The organism is Pararobbsia alpina (assembly GCF_902859895.1).
Classification (GTDB): domain Bacteria; phylum Pseudomonadota; class Gammaproteobacteria; order Burkholderiales; family Burkholderiaceae; genus Pararobbsia; species Pararobbsia alpina.
This window is the reverse complement of the sequence record NZ_CADIKM010000009.1, coordinates 157,429-174,424: the sequence shown is the minus strand read 5'-3', so window position 1 is coordinate 174,424 and position 16,996 is coordinate 157,429. Positions and strand designations below refer to the sequence as shown.

General features: G+C 60.1%; 14 protein-coding genes. 11 read left to right on the top strand and 3 right to left on the bottom strand.

The window, feature by feature from the left end; translation table 11 throughout:
• The first annotated feature begins 90 nt into the window (after positions 1-90).
• The 3 genes from HV670_RS30975 (at position 91) to HV670_RS12635 (ending at position 3,897) form a co-directional block, all read left to right on the top strand.
• Positions 91-1,368, top strand: a complete 1,278-nt coding sequence (locus HV670_RS30975) for an SdiA-regulated domain-containing protein (protein ID WP_246257305.1) — start codon at positions 91-93, stop codon at positions 1,366-1,368.
• Positions 1,365-2,381, top strand: a complete 1,017-nt coding sequence (locus tag HV670_RS30970) for an Ig-like domain-containing protein (RefSeq protein WP_246257304.1) — start codon at positions 1,365-1,367, stop codon at positions 2,379-2,381. Before HV670_RS30975 ends, HV670_RS30970 begins: the two co-directional genes overlap by 4 nt.
• A 187-nt stretch (positions 2,382-2,568) precedes the next feature.
• Positions 2,569-3,897 carry a sialidase family protein gene (locus HV670_RS12635; RefSeq protein WP_175105123.1) on the top strand — a complete coding sequence of 443 codons (1,329 nt, stop codon included), beginning with the start codon at positions 2,569-2,571 and terminating at the stop codon, positions 3,895-3,897.
• A 30-nt stretch (positions 3,898-3,927) separates the two neighbouring features.
• On the opposite strand, the gene HV670_RS12630 is transcribed toward HV670_RS12635, so the two are convergent.
• On the bottom strand, positions 3,928-5,004 hold the full coding sequence (locus HV670_RS12630) for an AI-2E family transporter (RefSeq protein WP_175105122.1): 1,077 nt from the start codon (positions 5,002-5,004) through the stop codon (positions 3,928-3,930).
• Positions 5,005-5,325: 321 nt separating this feature from the next.
• On the opposite strand from HV670_RS12630, the gene HV670_RS12625 reads away from it, so the two are divergent.
• From HV670_RS12625 to HV670_RS12615, 3 genes are all read left to right on the top strand, one after another.
• The gene (locus HV670_RS12625; protein WP_246257298.1) at positions 5,326-6,210 is read left to right on the top strand and encodes an aldo/keto reductase; all 885 of its coding nucleotides are present in this window, start codon (positions 5,326-5,328) and stop codon (positions 6,208-6,210) included.
• Positions 6,210-6,863: a DUF6064 family protein gene (locus tag HV670_RS12620; RefSeq protein WP_217478415.1), complete on the top strand. Its 654-nt coding sequence runs from the start codon at positions 6,210-6,212 to the stop codon at positions 6,861-6,863. Before HV670_RS12625 ends, HV670_RS12620 begins: the two co-directional genes overlap by 1 nt.
• A gap of 524 nt (positions 6,864-7,387) precedes the next feature.
• Positions 7,388-8,923, top strand: coding sequence for an MASE4 domain-containing protein (locus HV670_RS12615; protein WP_217478414.1), 1,536 nt, complete (start codon positions 7,388-7,390; stop codon positions 8,921-8,923).
• 27 nt (positions 8,924-8,950) lie between these two features.
• Here the strand turns inward: HV670_RS12615 and HV670_RS12610 are convergent, their stop codons facing one another.
• Complete coding sequence (locus HV670_RS12610) at positions 8,951-10,462, bottom strand: CoA-acylating methylmalonate-semialdehyde dehydrogenase (protein ID WP_175105119.1); 1,512 nt, start codon at positions 10,460-10,462, stop codon at positions 8,951-8,953.
• A gap of 111 nt (positions 10,463-10,573) precedes the next feature.
• Between HV670_RS12610 and HV670_RS12605 the strand changes: the two genes are divergently transcribed.
• Positions 10,574-11,515, top strand: coding sequence for a LysR family transcriptional regulator (locus HV670_RS12605; RefSeq protein WP_175105118.1), 942 nt, complete (start codon positions 10,574-10,576; stop codon positions 11,513-11,515).
• Here HV670_RS12605 and HV670_RS12600 read toward each other — a convergent pair.
• Positions 11,472-12,263 (bottom strand): TetR/AcrR family transcriptional regulator, encoded by a 792-nt coding sequence (locus tag HV670_RS12600; RefSeq protein WP_175105117.1) that lies wholly within the window; start codon positions 12,261-12,263, stop codon positions 11,472-11,474. The genes HV670_RS12605 and HV670_RS12600 overlap by 44 nt on opposite strands.
• Positions 12,264-12,421: 158 nt before the next feature.
• Here HV670_RS12600 and HV670_RS12595 point away from each other — a divergent pair, with 158 nt between their 5' ends.
• From HV670_RS12595 to HV670_RS12580, 4 genes are read left to right on the top strand one after another with little or no spacing between them, the layout of a single operon-like run.
• Positions 12,422-13,075 carry an SRPBCC family protein gene (locus tag HV670_RS12595; protein ID WP_175105116.1) on the top strand — a complete coding sequence of 218 codons (654 nt, stop codon included), beginning with the start codon at positions 12,422-12,424 and terminating at the stop codon, positions 13,073-13,075.
• 15 nt (positions 13,076-13,090) lie between these two features.
• The gene (locus tag HV670_RS12590; protein ID WP_175105115.1) at positions 13,091-13,966 is read left to right on the top strand and encodes an FAD binding domain-containing protein; all 876 of its coding nucleotides are present in this window, start codon (positions 13,091-13,093) and stop codon (positions 13,964-13,966) included.
• Entirely contained in the window at positions 13,959-14,459 is a 501-nt protein-coding gene (locus HV670_RS12585; RefSeq protein WP_175105114.1) for a (2Fe-2S)-binding protein, read from the top strand. Before HV670_RS12590 ends, HV670_RS12585 begins: the two co-directional genes overlap by 8 nt.
• Entirely contained in the window at positions 14,453-16,861 is a 2,409-nt protein-coding gene (locus tag HV670_RS12580; RefSeq protein ID WP_175105113.1) for a xanthine dehydrogenase family protein molybdopterin-binding subunit, read from the top strand. The genes HV670_RS12585 and HV670_RS12580 overlap by 7 nt, the downstream gene beginning before the upstream one ends.
• The last annotated feature ends 135 nt before the right edge of the window (positions 16,862-16,996 follow it).

The window sequence follows — 16,996 nt, the reverse complement described above, 5'->3', positions numbered from 1 at the left end:
TGCAGCCAGTCGTGTCGATGAACTGCTGCCACATCGCTGGCAGTCGTCGAACTCAAACTGATCGGCAGGATCTCGCACCGCATCGTCAAGATGGGTTTGCCGCGCGCTTACCGTGAAGCGGAAGTTGCGCTCTCAATAAAGCTCTTAGTTTCTGCGATTCTCGCAGCCGGTCTTAGCGCATGTGGCGGGGGCGATAATGGCGGCAGCACTCTTGGTGACAGTGGCAGTGCTGTGCCTGTAGTAGATAGCAAAAGTCCTGCGCTTGCATTTAACGATCCGCAAAGCACCTATGATTTGAATAGCTACACGCAGACAGCAATGATTCCTCTGCAGTTCGCTACGACAGGCGCCAATCTGTTGAACGCAGAAGCATCCGGCGTGACCTATGACAAGGATACCGATTCGCTGTTTGTCATTGGCGACGGTGCGACCTCAGTCGTGCAGGTTGCAAAGACCGATGGTCACGTTATCGATTCCATGGTGCTCAATGCCGGCGACTTCGAGGACACTGAAGGCATCACCTATGTCGGTGGCAACAAGTTCGTATTGGTGGAAGAGCGTCTCCGTCAAGTCGATTTGTTCACTTACGTTCCAAATGGAACACTGCACAGAGCAGACGTACAGTCCGTCAAATTGGGTGCAACGGTTGCCAACGTCGGTATTGAGGGTGTTACTTTCGATCCCAAAACAAACGGCTACATTGCCGTGCGCCAGTCGCAGCCCACCAGCATCTTCCAGGCCGCAATCAATTTCGCAGGCGGGTCGGCGACGGCCTCGGACGGTACGCCCATATTGCCGACGACAGACAATCCGCCGGTGCTGTTTGATGCGGCCAAGACGGGCCTTTCTGCGTTCAATGACGTTTTCTCGTTGTCGAATATCGTAGCGAGCAACGCTCCGGATTACGACAAGGTCATCATCATCGGCGCGCCGGATGGCAAGATCGTCAAGATGGATCGTGCCGGCAATTTGGTGAGCAGCCTGTATATGAGTGCCACTGCCCAGAATGAGGGTGTGACGATGGGCTCGGATGGCACCATTTATGTGGTCGGTGAACAGGCCGCGGGGCCGAGCCTGCCAGGCCTGACCATCTTCCAGCCAACCACCAGCGCAAACAATGTCGGCATTGGCAACAACCTCTACTTGACGTTCGATCAACCGGTGACGGCGGGAGCGGGTAATATCGTTCTCAGTAACGGCGCCGACGATACGCGGTCGATTCCTGTGAGCGACACATCGCAAGTGACGTTCAGTGGTAATGTGATGAAGATTCATCCGAAGTTCTACCTGGTTGCCGGCACCACCTACCACGTCACATATCCAAAGGGGGCGATCAAGACGACAGCGGGGGGGATACCTCTGCCGTGACCGCCTTATCGACATTCTCGTTCACGCCGATTGGTACCGTTGACCACACAGCCCCGACATTGACCAGCACTGCGCCGGTCGATGGCGCGACAGGCATCATCGGCAACCACATGACACTGTCGTTCAGCGAAGTCGTGCAGGCGGGCACAGGTAACATCGTTATCAGCAACGGCTCTGATACGCGTAATGTGTCCGTCAATGACACGACCCCGGTCAAATTCAACGGCGGTCGGGTCACCATCACCTTGGCGACACCGTTGCAGGATAGTTCTCGTTACACCGTACAATTGGCCGGTGGCGTTATCACTGACCTGTATGGCAACGCATATGCGGGCACGACGCAGAGCTTCACGACTGCAGCAGCAGGTGCGCCAGCGCCGACCGTGCTGATCTCGGAGGTGAACTCGAACGCAGACGGGGGCCAGGATTTCTTTGAAATCTATAACTATGGCAGCACGCCAATTGATCTGACCGGCTGGAAGTGGGGCGACAATCATGCTGACGTCAACGATGCCAACAATAGCGCGGCATTTGTGGCCGGTACGTTGCTTCAACCAGGTGAACATCTGGTCGTTGTCCCGGGTGTGCCAGGAACGGACGAAAATACGTTCCGCGGAACCTGGGGCCTCCCTGCGACGGTTCCGGTCGTTGCGATGTTGAACGTCAATAGCGACCCAGCGAATCCGATCGGTTTGGGTAAAGGCGATGCGGTGATCGTCTATGATGCGAACGGTAAAGTCGCGGCCGCAATGAACTACGGCACACCGCTCGCTGCAGCGCAGGGCGACGGCACGACGATAGCGATTCCAACGGCCTTGGGCGCAGATGCCACCCTCGTTGCCGCCCAAAATCATGCTGGTGCCGTCTTCGTCGGTGGCAATGCGAAGGTTTCCGCAGTTTGGGATATCGTTTCTTCGACAACGACACCAAACTATGTTGAGGCAGTGGTTGGCGTGCACGGCGGCATATTCGAACCGCAAAAACCTGCGTCGATTGGTTCGCCTGGACAGTAATTTCCCGCCGCTTTGCGGCATGAGCATGGCGAAGAACCGTCCGACTTTGTCGGGCGGTTTTTTTTTAAGGTCTTTACGCGTTAGTTCGTGACGCGCCTCTGACCCACCTCTGCTCATTCGACACCCCCGCCAAGATGGTCGACAATTGGCGGGCGAACACCGCGGATTTCCAGTCCATACAGGACCCATGAATACGATCGCCGCCGCTCTGCTGGCCCTTGCGGCAATGCCTGCTTTCTCGGCTGCTGCCTCGTCGGTCGAGTGGACCGGCATTGCCCAGATCGCCGAGGGTCGCGGCGACAAAGGGGCGTGGCGCCAGAACGACTCGCGCTACGACTATGTCGATGACGCGACGGTTGCCTTCGATTCCGCCGATGGTCTCAAGGTGGCATGGGTCGACCAGAAGAAGAAAGATGTTCTCTATCGGTCGCTATCAGCTAACGGAATTGCGCAAGGCCAACCGGTCAACGTGTCGCGCAATCCGGCGACATTCTCCTGGGCGCCTCGCATCGTGGTGGTGCCCGGGCACCCAGGCAAGATCGCTCTGCTTTGGCAGGAGATCATTTTCTCCGGCGGATCGCATGGCGGCGATATCCTGTTCGCGCGTTCCACCGACGGTGGCGTCAGCTTTTCCGCGCCCATCAATTTGTCGAACTCGCGTGGCGGGGATGGCAAAGGCCGACTCGATCGCGATACCTGGTCAAACGGCAGCCTTGACCTGGCGATCGCGCCGGACGGCACCTTGCTGGCCGCGTGGACAGAGTACGACGGCATGCTGTGGCTGGCCCGTTCGACCGACGGCGGCGCCAGTTTTTCGCGGCCTGTGCGTGTAGCCGGTGACGGCAGGCGGCCGGCGCGTGGCCCTTCGCTGGCAACCGGTCCTCGCCAAACTGTCTACCTTGCCTGGACGGTCGGCAATGATCGCAGCGCCGATATCAGCGTGAGCCAGTCGGACGACGGCGGCCAAACTTTCGGCCGACCCTACGTGGTTGGGGCCGGCCCCGGCTATGCCGACGCGCCACGGCTGGCCGCAGGGCGAACCGGCACGCTGCACCTGGTGTATGCGCAAAGCGAAGACGGGCCGTCACGCCGCTACCACGTGCGCTACGCCCAATCGATCAGCGGTGCGGGCAAGTTCGGCGTTCCGCGGGTTATCTCGCAGCCGCAGCGACATGCCGGCAACGGCGCCGCGTATCCGGCTGTAGCAGTCGACCGGCAAGGGACTCTGTACGTGGCATGGGAACTGTTCCAAGGTACTTCAACCCGTCCGCAGGGACTGGAGTTCACGGTCTCGCGCGATAATGGCCGCAGTTTCTTGTCGCCGCAACGCGTGCCAGGCAGCCAGGACGACCGGGGCGGGACGAATGGCAGCCATCAGGGACTTCTGGGCAAAAAACTTGCTGTCGGCGACGACGGCAGGATTGCCGTCGTCAACAGCAGCTTGACGTTGGGCGAGCGCAGCCGGGTGTGGCTGATGCTCGGGCGGTTGAGTGTGACCAGCACCGCCGGCCGCTAGGCGAGACCGCACTGCATATGGTGTTCCGTACTAGCTTTGTGTTCCGGGACTCGCGGTTGCCTGTTCCTCCAACCACTCACGCCACACGGCCATCAGGACTGCGAGGATGACCGGCCCCACGAACAGTCCTATCAGACCGAAGGCCGCGAGACCACCGAGTACCCCAAACACGACCAGAAGAAAGGGGATCCGGGCAGCGCTGCTGATGACGAGCGGGCGGATCAGGTTATCCACCCAGCTAACGACCAGTGCCCCCCAGAGCAAAAGGCCGGCTCCGGCCAGTGTATGTCCTGTTATGAAGAGCCATACACCGATCGATCCCCACACGAATGGCGTGCCAAAGGGCACCAACGCAATCAGCGCTGTAAACGCAGCCAGCAACAGTGGCGCCTGCATTCCCGCAACCCAGTAACCCAGGCCGGCAAGTGCGCCCTGTGCCAGTGCCGTCAGCACGAGCCCGTAGACGACCGCCCTGGTTGTGCCGCCGATAGCGGCGAGGTAGCCGTCCAGCCGGTCGCCCAGAACACGGCGCAAGACACGGCGCACCTGGTCCAATGCGCTTTCGCCATCCCGGTACACGAAGAACAGCGTCAGCACGGCAACGCCCAATTTCGTCGCATTGCGACCCACGCTGCCGACCAACTGGCCGAACTCCCCGGTCCATTGCTGAGCCCACTTCGCCAACTGCGTGCGAAAGGCCGTCGGATCAACTGCTACCTGGCTCAGAAGCTCTTGCAGCCACTGTCCAAGCCAGGGAATGCGCGCGATCAATTCCGGCAATGGGTGCGGGCCGCTGGAGAAGTAGCCGGCGACGGCCTGGTAGGCTGCGACCAGTTCGCCACGCAGCAGCGTGATCAGCCAGATCGACGGAAGAACGAACGCTGCCGTAAGAATGGTCGTCATCAGCAGCGCGCTGCCGGTACCGTTTCCGCGCATCAGCGAGCGCAAGCGGCGATAGGCGGGCCATGTGACATAGGCGAAGATAGTGGCCCAGGCCATGGGCGCCAAGAACAGATGTAAGACCACGTAGCCCAGTCCAACGAGCCCCCCCAGAAGAACCACGAGAATGACGCGTTTGACCAGCGGCATCGGATAGCTCTCGTCCATGAAACCCCTTCACTTTGTGATTGTGTGGAGAAGGAGCGGGCGCGCCGACGCCTGTCACGCGCAGCACCAAGCGGCCATCACGGCGAGCCCGCTACCGGCCGAGTCTATATTGTTCGTGACGTACTTTTTCGCCTTTGATGGCGATTTTCGATCTTTCACATATGCTTGAAAAAATGAGCCACCCGCGGGTTACTCGAGAACGGCTTGCTCTTGAATCCGAGAGCAATGTCCCATCGATACCGATCCCCTGACATCGCGCGAAAGTCGTGATACGGAGATAACGAGATGAGGGCGAAACGACGAGCCATCCTCCGAAGTGCTTTGGCGGCCGCGGCGGCCGCCGCGATACCCATGGACGGAAGTTGGGCGCAGACCGGTGCACCCGCGCGGCGGCCTATCCCTTCGAGCGGAGAGGCCATTACGCGCGTTGGCCTGGGCACATGGATCACCTTTAACGTCGGAGCGGACGACGAGCTGCGCGATGCATGCGCGGCGGTCATGCAGGCTTTCTTCCAGGCAGGCGGTCAGGTGATCGACTCCTCGCCCATGTATGGCTCCGCGCAGGAGGTGATCGGGTATGGCCTTCGCAAGCTCGGGCGGCCGGCGGGTCTGTTCGCGGCGGACAAGGTCTGGACTTCCCCGGGCAGCCGGGGCCCCTCCCAAATCGAGCAGTCGCGCCGCGCGTGGGGCATTCCACGCTTCGACCTGCTGCAGGTGCACAACCTCCTGGCCTGGGAGGAGAATCTGAGCACGCTCTTTGCGATGAAGGCAGCGGGGCAGGTTCGCTACGTCGGGATTACGACTTCGGAAGGCCGGCGTCACGACCTTTTCGAGGACATCATGCGCCGCCAGCCGCTCGACTTCATTCAGGTCAGCTACAGCATCATCGACCGCAATGTGGAGGATCGAATCCTGCCGCTGGCGGTGGACCGGAAAATGGGCGTCATCGTCAACCGCCCTTTTCAGCAGGGCGCCCTGTTGCGGTACTTTTCGGGCAAACGTCTGCCCGTCTGGGCCGGGGACATCGGCGCCTCCAGCTGGGCACAGTTCCTTCTCAAATTCGTCATCTCGCATCCCGCCGTGACCGTTGCGATTCCAGCGACAAGCCAAGTCGCGCATGTGCGGGAAAACGTGGCCGCCGCCGCAGGGCCGCTGCCCGATGCGGCGATGCGCCGACGCATGGCGGCCTACGTCCGGGATCTCTGATGCGCTTGTGGACCTACTCGGCCGAGGACTTTCTTCTTTTCTCTCCCCGCAGCTACTGGCGACTGATCGAGCGGCACAACGAGGCGCTGTGGCCGGCACAGGTCCTCGCGCTGCTAGCGGGCGCAGCTATCGTGCTTTGCTTGTTCCGGCCACGTCCCTGGTCGGGCCGCGCGGTGGCGGGCGTGCTGACCGTGGCTTGGGGCTGGGTCGCCTGGAGCTTTCTGTGGGGGACCTATGCCACCATCAATTGGGCGGCCGCCTATGTGGCGCCGGTCTTCGTATTGCAGGCTCTGCTGCTGGTCGGAGTAGGAGCGCGGCTGCGCTGGTCGTTCGAGCGGTCGATGCGAGGCTTCGCCGGCCTCGGCCTCTTCCTCTACGCGCTGGTGCTGCACCCTTGCGCCGGGCTGGCGCTAGGGCGATCGATATGGGCGGTGGAAGTCTTCGGCATCATGCCGGACCCGACGGCGATAGCGACCCTTGGGCTCGTGCTGATGGCATCCGGGCGGGGGGCAGGGTGGCTATTCTTCGTGCCGGTAGCCTGGTGCGTTGCAAGCTGGGCGACATTGCAAACAATGGGCACGCCCGACGCCTGGGTACCGCTCCTGGCAGTCGGGCTGGCCATCGGCGCATGGGTGTTTCGGCGCACTGGATGACGGAGCAGGGCAGTTGAACGGGAGATCGCTGCCTCGCGTCCCGGACGAGGCTCGTGCAGCACGATGGGTACCTGGCTCATGCGATTGAGCGTTTGTGCACTATGCGGCGCGAGGCCTGAAGGCCGCGGAGGCAAGGAAACACTGATGAGCGGTCTCCGGGTAGATGAAGACAAGTGCCCGCAAACGAGATACATTGGGGTCACGTCAAGTGACCGGTTGGGGCCGGGGAGAGCTTGGACGATGGCCCGAGAAACGTGTTGTGAAGTGGGTCACTGGCGCGATCACCTTCGCCGCCGCGGGAATCCTGCCAACTGCGATCTTGAAGAAATGGCGGCGAACCAAGGCAGCGCGGAATAAGCGTGGCGAAGCGGTGTGAGCTTCGCCCCCCCGCGTCCCAGCCGCCGCAAAGAGTCGCTCCGATGGTGAAAACAGCCGCCGTTGCCCCAGAGGAACAGCATTTCATCCTATCGAGCTTGACGCCCGGCCGGGCGCAGAGACGGCTTGCCCTTGCCGTCGTGCTCGCCTTGTTGGTCGCCTTTTTCGCCATCGCCGGGCGGCTCTCGCCCGTCCATCTGCCACGGATCGACGCATTCGTCCCGATCTATGCCACGGCGATGTTCGTGAATGATTCGATCACCGCCGTCCTGCTGTTTGCCCAGTTCTCCATTTTGCGTTCGCGTGCACTGCTCGTCATCGCGAGCGGATATCTCTTCACAGCGCTCGTCTTGATCCCGTGGATGCTGACGTTTCCGGGCATCTTCTCGCCAAGTGGGCTCCTCGGTGCCGGGCAGCAGACCACGGCTTGGCTCTACATTCTGTGGCACGCCGGCTTCCCCCTGTTCGTCATCGTCTATGCCCTGTTGAAGGATGTCGATCCGGCCAAGCGGTTGTGGCGAGGCTCCGCGGGTGCGGCCATCCTTTTGAGCGTTGCCATGACCGCGGCGGTCGTGTGTATAGCGACATTTATTGTCACAGCCGGACATGCGCTACTGCCCCGCCTCCTGCTCGATACGGTCAATCTCTCCACGGCCTGGTTTTACGCTGCCGGATCCGCGGCGCTGTTGAGCGTTCTTGCCCTCATCGTGCTCTGGGTCTGGCGGCGTTCAATACTCGATATGTGGCTGATGGTGGTCATGTGCGCGTATGTGATAGAAATCTGTCTGATCTCTTTCCCGGTTCCGGCTCGCTACTCGCTCGGCTGGTATGCCGGCCGGGTCTGCGGGTTCCTGTCCGGCAGTCTCGTCCTGTTTGTCCTGCTGTACGAGATAACGACGCTCTACGCACAACTGCTTCGCGCGGTCTTCGCACAACGCCGCGAACGCGAGGCACGGCTGGTGACCGGGGAGACAGTCGCGGCCACGATTGCTCACGAGGTCACGCAGCCATTGTCGGCGATGGTTACGAATGCCGATGCGGGCTTGCGCTGGATTAATCACGCGACGCCCAATCTCGATGAAACGAAGGCGACACTCGAGCAGATCGTCGCTAATGGCCATCGCGCGGCGGCGGTGATCCAAAGAGTTCGGGCAATGTTCAGAACGGGTGAACTGAACAGAACGGTGTTCGACGTCAACGGTCTCGTTGGGGAAACCCTTCCCTTGATGCGCGCCGAGCTGCAGAAGCACCGGGTACTGGTCCGGACGGAGTTGACTGAACAGCTGCCACCGGTAGTAGGGGATCAAATCCAGCTGCAGCAAGTGCTTCTGAACTTGATCGCAAATGCCATTGATTCGATGGTGGCCGTGGATGAGCCGCGGGTCCTGTGCGTAAAATCCGACCTCGACGACGACGGCAGCGTAACCGTATCGGTAACGGACAGCGGAACAGGAGTCATCCGGCACGACATCAACCGGATATTCGATCCGCTCTTCACCATGAAATCTGAAGGCATGGGAATGGGCCTGGCGATTTGCCGCTCGATTATCGAGGCACATAACGGCCGCATTTGGGTAGCCCCAAACAATCCGCATGGGGCCATCTTTCAGTTTGTCCTGCGCGCAGAAGGCGCGACCTCTGCGAATACTCCCGCGAAGAGCGCGACTCAACGGTCTCCCGTCTAGTTCGCGCCGCTGAAGCGCTCCGGATTCTTATTTGGACGTCGGCATCGCGAACTCGGCACCTTTCTCAGTGCTTTCCGGCCAACGCTGCATGATCGATTTCTGTCGGGTGTAAAAGCGCACACCCTCTTCGCCATACACGTGCAGGTCGCCAAACAGACTGCGTTTCCAGCCACCGAAACCGTGCCAGGCCATCGGTACCGGAATCGGTACGTTGATGCCGACCATTCCCACCTCGATGCGGCGGCCAAATTCGCGCGCGATATTGCCATCGCGGGTATAGACCGCCACGCCGTTGCCAAACTCATGCGCGTTGATCAGGTCGACCGCTTCCGTAAAGTCATTCGCACGCACACACGCCAATACGGGGCCAAAGATCTCTTCCTTGTAAATCCGCATCTCAGGCGTCACGTGGTCGAACAGCGTTCCGCCGGTAAAGAAGCCTTCCTCATGCCCCGGCACCTTCAAACCACGACCGTCAACGACGAGCGTCGCCCCCTCATCGACGCCGAGCGCGATACAGCCTTCGATCCGCTCAAGCGCCTGACGGGTGACGATCGGCCCCATTTCCGCGTCCGCGTCCATCCCATTCCTGACTACCAATGCGCGTGCCCGCTCGGCCAGTTTCGGAATCACTTTGTCGGCGACGTCCCCGACAAGCACGGCAACCGAGATCGCCATGCAACGCTCGCCAGCGGAACCATACGCTGCGCCAACCAGTGCGTCGACCGCCTGCTCAATGTCGGCGTCGGGCATCACCACCATATGATTCTTTGCGCCGCCGAGCGCCTGAACCCGCTTCCCGTTCCGGGCGGCGGTCTCGTAGATGTAGTTGGCGATAGGCGTCGAACCGACGAAGCTGATCGCTTTGACGTCCGGATGCTCCAGCAGTGCATCAACGACGATCTTGTCGCCCTGCACCACGCTGAAGATGCCGTCGGGAAGACCCGCTTCCTTGAGCAACCGGGCCATGAACAGGGCCGCCGATGGGTCGCGCTCGCTAGGCTTCAACACGAACGCGTTGCCCGCAGCGATCGCTACCGGGAACATCCAGCACGGCACCATGCAGGGAAAGTTGAACGGGGTGATGCCAGCGACAACGCCCAAGGGCTGACGCGTGGTCCAGTTATCAATTCCTGTCGAGACCTGCTCCGTATAGTCTCCCTTCAGCAGTTGAGGAATGCCGCACGCGAACTCGATGACGTCGATGCCGCGCGATACTTCGCCCTGCGCATCGCTAAAGACCTTGCCGTGTTCCGCCGTGATGATGGCCGCCAGTTCGTCGCGATGTGTGTTCATGAGTTCGAGGAATCGCAGCATCACGCGTGCGCGACGGATCGGCGGCGTATTGCTCCAGGCGCGAAACGCGTGCCGGGCGCTTGCCACCGCTGCGCTCACATCGCTCGCATCACCAAGATGCAGCGTTCTCGCTACGGCACCCGTGGCCGGGTTGTACACCGGCTGAACACGCGTGCCCTCACCGGGCACGATGCGACCATTGATGAAATGTCCGACGGCCGCCGTATCGACGAAGCTTTGCATGATGAAGTCCTTGGAAACTCGATGAAGAAAGGCCAAGTTTAGAAAGCTTCATCGGGCTTGCGAAGGCGCTATTATTGAATTGATTGTTTTCAATGATGAACAATAGACGTCATGGAAGTTAAAAAGATCGAGTCACTCTGGACGCACCTTCACTGGCTCACGATACTTGCCCAGCAAGGCAGCTACACGCGTGCGGCAACCCGGCTGGGCGTAAGCAAGGCAGCCGTGAGCCAACGTATCGTTGAACTGGAGCATGCAGCAGGGGTGTCCCTGGTCCAGCGAACCACACGAAGCATGCGGCTGACCGAAGCAGGGCAACGGCTTGTGGATGAAACCGGGGGGCAGTACGAGCAAATCTCGCGTAGCTTTTCCAGCGTCAGGGATTCGGCCGGTGTTGCGCGCGGAGTCCTGCGGGTGACAGCGCCTGTCGCGTTCGCGCGGCAGCAGCTTACTCCGCACATAGCGCCGTTCTTGCGTGCCCATCCCGAAGTGAGGCTACAGCTGGAACTATCCGATCGCCTGAGTTCGCTGTCGACGGAGGGCTTCGATCTTGCAATCAGGCATAGCGCGGCAGCGCCAGACACGCACGTTGCCTGGAAACTCTGTGATACGGCGACAGTCATCGTGGCAACGCGCGCGTACTTGAAACGCGCCGGCACGCCACGATCTCCCGACGAACTGTCTGGTCACAACTGCCTGTTTTATCCTCGTGCTCAGGAAGTCCCTGCATGGACGTTCGAACGGACAAACACCCGCAAGGCTGTTGCAGACCGCGTGACGGTTCCGATTGCCGGATCATTCGCCGCAAACAACAGTGAATCCTTACGCGATGCAGTGCTGGACGACTTGGGGATTGCCTTGCTTCCCGACTTTTCCGCCCAGCAGGGCCTGCGTTCAGGCAAGCTGGTAAGAGTGATGCCCAACTGGTTGCCAGTCGGCTCCTTCGCCAACCATCTCTACGTGCTGCGACCTTACTCCTCGCATGTACCGCGCGCCGTATCCGCGTTCGTCACCCATCTGCGAAAGGCGTTCGAGAACGGCTTCGGCGGCTAGGTTCCTCCAGATTACTTGCCGCCTGCGCGCGGGTCTTTACGCTAGGGCGTTGCTTTGAAAGGCTACGCATAGCGGCGGGAGCGCCCTGCATGAAACGGGTAATCGCGGCCTCGATGATTGCGTCGAGGTCATCCGGAACGGGCATGTTGTACACCCAACGGCGCACGGCCAGATAGAACAGTTCACCGTGCAACCCCCAAGCCACTTCCATCTCTTGCGCAGAAGGAGGGGATTTTCGCGCTTTTGGTCCCTCTGCCAATGACCGCAACTCGATGGCCAAGGGCGCGATGACCTTTGCCTGAATTAGCGTGAGATAGCGCTGACTGATGCCGACGTTCTTCAGGCCAGCAAACACGAAAATCCTCACCCACTCATAGCGGAATATGGCGTGGAGATAGACTTTGTAGAAATCCGTCAGACGCGCTTCCAGTGATCGCTTCGGCTGACGCAGCAGGCTCTCCCATTCGGGCTGCCAACGGCTGAGATAAACCTCTTGGTACACGCGGTCAATCAGCGCCTCCTTGGTCGGGAAGTACCGGAAGAGATTCTGGTGCGTGATGCCAAGTCGCTGTGCGAGCTCCCGTAGCCCTCCGTCGAATCCCACTTCGGCGAAGAAGCTCACGGCGCCCTCGATAATTTCCCGTTCGCGATCCTCAGGCGCGAGGCGTCGCCGCCGTAGCGGGGCGGCGTCCGTTGGCGGGATGCGAGCAGTGCGTGTCGCGGAAGCCTTCTCGATCGGTTTGGTCATCTCATCAGGTTACCCGCGAGGTACCGTTCGGTAAATAGCTTCGACACCTTCCCGGACACTAGTTGCCGGTCGGTAATTTATGTTACGCTGGTATCGCTGGAATACATGCCAGTACCGACCCGGTCGAACGTGCTTCGCTATTGAAAGGAGACAGGTCCATGGAGCTTTCTGGGCAGCAGATTGTCGCTGCACCGCGACAAGCGGTTTGGGACGCATTAAACGACCCCCGGGCGCTTTTCGAATGCATTCCAGGGTGCGAGGACATCGAAAAAATATCCGGTGAAGAGACTCGGGTACGGGTCGCAGTGAAACTCGGCCCGGTGCGCGCCCGATTTACCGGGAAGATGCTCATGTCAGACGTCACGCCGGCAGAGCGATGCACGCTCACCTTCGAGGGTGCTGGCGGAGCTGCCGGATTCGCAAAAGGATCCTCGCGGGTTGAACTGTCCGACGAGGGAAGTGCGACCAAACTCACCTATTCTGTTGAAGCGTCCGTGGGGGGCAAGCTTGGGCAGATTGGTGGACGGCTCATCGACTCATCCGCCAAGAAAATGGCCGATGAGTTCTTTGGATCGCTAGATCGCTATTTGACAGGAAAGCCGCTTCCGCGCGAGAGCGGACGGGAGCCGGCGCCAACTACGAAAGTCGCGGATATTGCCGACCTGCCAAGGTCCGCTCCCGAGAAGCCTTCTGCGCGCGATACGTCGGTGGGACGCGGCACTTGGAGTGGCGGCCTTGCGGCCGAACTCTACCGCGTCGGCTGGTTCGCGCTTGGTGTGGCAGTCACCCTATTGCTCAAGCATTCGTTCTAATAAGAAGGGCTGCCCATGAAAGCTCCTGAATTCGACTATGTGCGAGCCCGCTCACTTGAAGAGGTGTTCGCGCTACTGGACGAGTATGGCGATGAGGCGAGGATTTTGGCGGGTGGTCAGACGCTGCTCGCGACCATCAACATGCGGCTATCCGAGCCTCAAATTCTGGTGGACATCACAGGCCTGTCAGACCTGAAGCAAGTGTCAGTCGTTGGCGATGTCTTGCGTATCGGCACATTGGTGACACATGCGGAGATAGAAGATTCGGCTGTGGTACGCGAGCATGCCCCACTGCTTTCGGAAGTTGCGCCCTTTGTCGCACACCGTGCCATTCGCAATCTGGGCACATTCGGCGGATCGATCGCATTCGCGGATCCCGCTGCGGAGTGGCCATGCATTCTGGTTGCAATGAGGGGAGTCGTGATTGCACAAGGGCTTGGAGGTCAGCGTCGAATTCCGGCCGACGAGTTCTTTATCGATCTCTACACGACTGCGCTACGACCGGGCGAAATCATCGTCGCGTTGGATATCCCTCTCAGGGGACCAAAGTTCATCCACGCATTCGATGAATTGACGCGGCGTCATGGCGATTACGCCATCGTTGGTGCAGTCGTCACAGGCGACGCCTCGAACGAGGGTTTTCTCAAAGATGCGCGAATTGTCTTCTTCGGTACCGGTAACAAGCCAGATCGGGCGCATGCGGTCGAGCAGCAACTAGAGACGACACCCCTTACGCGTGCTGCGGCGGCAAACCTTGCGCGGGCGCTCGACATCACCCCCGGAGGCGATCTCTACAACTCGGCCGAAACCAAGCTCCATCTTGCGCGGGTGACCCTCGAGAGACTACTGGCGAAATTGGCTCAGACACTGGAGGTGCCTCAACATGGCTGAACGTCAACCCATCCGGCTGGTTGTCAACGGAAAGAGTGTGACGACAACAGTCGAGCCCCGGATGCACCTGATTGATTTCTTGCGGGATGAATTACAGATTAAAGGGGCTCGCGTGGGTTGTGAGCATGGGGTCTGCGGGGCATGCACTGTCCGCCTGAACGGGCAGATGGTGCGAGGTTGCCTCGTGCTCGCGGTCCGGGCGGCAAACTGCACGGTTGAAACCGTCGAAGGTGCAAGTGACCGTGGCGATCTCGCTGCATTGCAGGCGGCCTTCCATGCGCGCAATGCCTTGCAGTGTGGCTACTGCACGGCAGGTATGCTGCTCGCAGCAGCGGAGCTGGTTGCGACCCGGCCGAATTCCAGCCGCGAGGAGATCCGGGAATACATGTCGGGCAACTACTGTCGCTGTACGGGTTACCAGGCCATTGTCGACGCGATCGAGGACGTTCTGAGCACTCGCCCTGGAGGCGTTGCTGGGGGGCAAAAATGCTGAAGCCACTGGAAAGCGAACAGCGTATCGCTGACGAACTGCGCTACATCGGCGCGCCAGTGCCGAGACCGAACGCTCTGAGACTACTGCAGGGCCGAGGCGTGTACGTGGACGATATTGTGCTGCCACGCATGGCCCACGTTGTTTACTGGCGCAGTCCGATTGCGCATGGCCGCATCACCTCGTTCGACGCGAGCTTTGCCACGATGATGCCTGGCGTGATAGGGGTATTCGGGGCAGAGGATATTGCCGATATCTGTACGCCATGGGTGGGTACGCTTGCTCACTTGCCCGGGATGAAGTCCCCGCCGCAATATCCACTTGCGCGTGGGCATCTGTGTTGGCAAGGCGAACCGGTCTTTGCGGTGGTTGCCGAAACCCGGCATCAGGCTGAAGATGCACTCGCCTACCTGCGGATTGAATGGGAAGAGCTACCCGTCGTCGCGAATATGGAGCGGGCGCTGGACCCCGACTCGCCCCTCATTCACCCGGAACTGGGCGATAACCTGTGCCTTACGCGGACAATCGACACCGGATCGGTCGATGCTGCGTTTGCGAGTGCTGACGTTGTGGTTGAAGAGTCGTATCGGTTCGGACGTCACACTGGCGTGACCATGGAGACGCGCTCGGTACTGGCCGACTTCAACGCTGCCGATCACACTTTGACCGTCTATCACTCGCATCAGGCGCCGCACATGATGCAGGATTTGTACAGTCGGCATCTGAACCTTCCGGAAACATCCGTGCGCGTCATCTGCAAGGACGTGGGAGGGTCATTTGGAATCAAGGTGCACTCCTATCCGGATGACTTCGCGACGGTAGCCCTGTCGAAGCTTCTGAAACGTCCCGTCAAGTTCGTTGCCGACCGACTCGAGTCATTCGTGAGCGACGTCCATGCGCGAGACCATCTTGTAAAGGCACGGCTCGCCGCGACAAAAGATGGCCGTATCCTGGCGTTCGAAATCGATGATCTTACCGGCGTTGGGCCGTATTCAGTGTATCCACGGACGAGCGGCATCGAGGGTAACCAAGTTCTCAACATCACGGGCGGTCCCTACCAGCATGCGAACTATAGAGCACGACTGCGCGTCGTGTTCCAGAACAAGCCCCCCATGAGCCAGTACCGGGGAGTCGGACATCCGATCGCATGTGCCGTCACCGAGGGGATTGTCGACCTGGCCGCTTCAAGGCTCGGAATGGACCCGCTTGCGTTCAGAAAAATAAATGTGATTCATGACGATGCCTATCCGTGCACGGGGGCATCCGGGATCAAGCTTGAAGGGCTCTCTCATGACGCGTGCCTCGCCGGGATTGAAAAACTGGCGGACTACGAGGGGCTTCGCGACGAGCAACGCCGTTTACGGGAGAGCGGTGTGTTTCGCGGAATTGGCATCGCCGCGATGGTCGAACTGACCAATCCCGGCCCGGCATTCTATGGCATCGGTGGTGCGCGCATCGCGGCGCAGGACGGGGCAACCGTCCGTCTGGATGCCGGTGGTGGCATGACAGTCATGGTTAGCGTTGGAGAGCAGGGCCAAGGGAGCGAGACCATCTTCGCCCAGATTGCTGCGGACGCTCTTTCGATGCCAATCGAAAGGGTCCGCGTCATTACAGGTGACACGTCAGTCACACCGTATGGTGGTGGGACGTGGGCCTCAAGAGGGGCCGGCATAGGCGGTGAGGCTGTGCTTCAGGCGTCGAACGCATTGGGGATGCAGTTAATCGAGTTTGCCTCTGCGGTGCACCAGCGCTCGCCCGAAGGGCTCAAGCTTTTCAACGGACAGGTGATGGACGCAGAAAGCGGCACCGTCCTGAGTGACCTTAGAGACTTGGCGAATCAGGCCTATTTTCGCCCGGACACGCTGCCGAGGGATTTCCAGCCTGAGCTATCCGCGACACGACACTATTCGCAGCGCGATTATCCATTCGTATTTACCAACGGCGTGCATGTCTCATACGTCGAGGTCGACGTGGATACCGGCATGGTGAAGTTGCTGAAACACTGGGTCGTTGAAGATTGCGGACGCGTCATCAACCCGATGTTGGTGGACGAACAGATTCGTGGCGCGGTCGTGCAGGGCATTGGCGGAGTTCTGTTTGAAGAATGTCTTTACGACGAAGCAGGCCTTCTAAAAAATGGCAGCATGGCAGACTATCTTGTGCCGATGGCCTCCGAAATGCCGGACATCGAAATCGCTCACGTAGAGACGCGGACAAAAACTTCGGCGCTCGGCGCCAAAGGGGCGGGGGAAGCGGGATCGGCAGGGGCACCAGCAGCTGTGATGAATGCAATAAACGATGCACTCGCGCCATTCCATGCCCGAGTCACTTCACAACCCATTACGCCCGAGAAGATCTTGGTGGCACTTGGGAAAGTGAAACCTGTCACAGCCGCTGAACGGTGAGACTTTCCATGACATGAGGTGCGAACCGGAAGTCACGGATCGCGGCGATACGGTCGTGGGACCGTCCCCAAGGTCCAACGGACACTATTTCAGCGGCGTTTGCCCGGTTGCCGGCTTTTCGACTAGTCTTAGTGA

Excerpts from the sequence above, each read along its gene's own strand:
- HV670_RS12605 (WP_175105118.1), top strand. The coding sequence starts at position 10,574 with ATGGAAGTTAAAAAGATCGAGTCACTCTGGACGCACCTTCACTGGCTC.
- HV670_RS30975 (WP_246257305.1), top strand. The coding sequence starts at position 91 with ATGGGTTTGCCGCGCGCTTACCGTGAAGCGGAAGTTGCGCTCTCAATA.
- HV670_RS12600 (WP_175105117.1), bottom strand. The coding sequence starts at position 12,263 with ATGACCAAACCGATCGAGAAGGCTTCCGCGACACGCACTGCTCGCATC.
- HV670_RS12590 (WP_175105115.1), top strand. The coding sequence starts at position 13,091 with ATGAAAGCTCCTGAATTCGACTATGTGCGAGCCCGCTCACTTGAAGAG.
- HV670_RS12585 (WP_175105114.1), top strand. The coding sequence starts at position 13,959 with ATGGCTGAACGTCAACCCATCCGGCTGGTTGTCAACGGAAAGAGTGTG.
- HV670_RS12635 (WP_175105123.1), top strand. The coding sequence starts at position 2,569 with ATGAATACGATCGCCGCCGCTCTGCTGGCCCTTGCGGCAATGCCTGCT.
- HV670_RS12595 (WP_175105116.1), top strand. The coding sequence starts at position 12,422 with ATGGAGCTTTCTGGGCAGCAGATTGTCGCTGCACCGCGACAAGCGGTT.
- HV670_RS12620 (WP_217478415.1), top strand. The coding sequence starts at position 6,210 with ATGCGCTTGTGGACCTACTCGGCCGAGGACTTTCTTCTTTTCTCTCCC.
- HV670_RS12580 (WP_175105113.1), top strand. The coding sequence starts at position 14,453 with ATGCTGAAGCCACTGGAAAGCGAACAGCGTATCGCTGACGAACTGCGC.
- HV670_RS12610 (WP_175105119.1), bottom strand. The coding sequence starts at position 10,462 with ATGCAAAGCTTCGTCGATACGGCGGCCGTCGGACATTTCATCAATGGT.
- HV670_RS12630 (WP_175105122.1), bottom strand. The coding sequence starts at position 5,004 with ATGGACGAGAGCTATCCGATGCCGCTGGTCAAACGCGTCATTCTCGTG.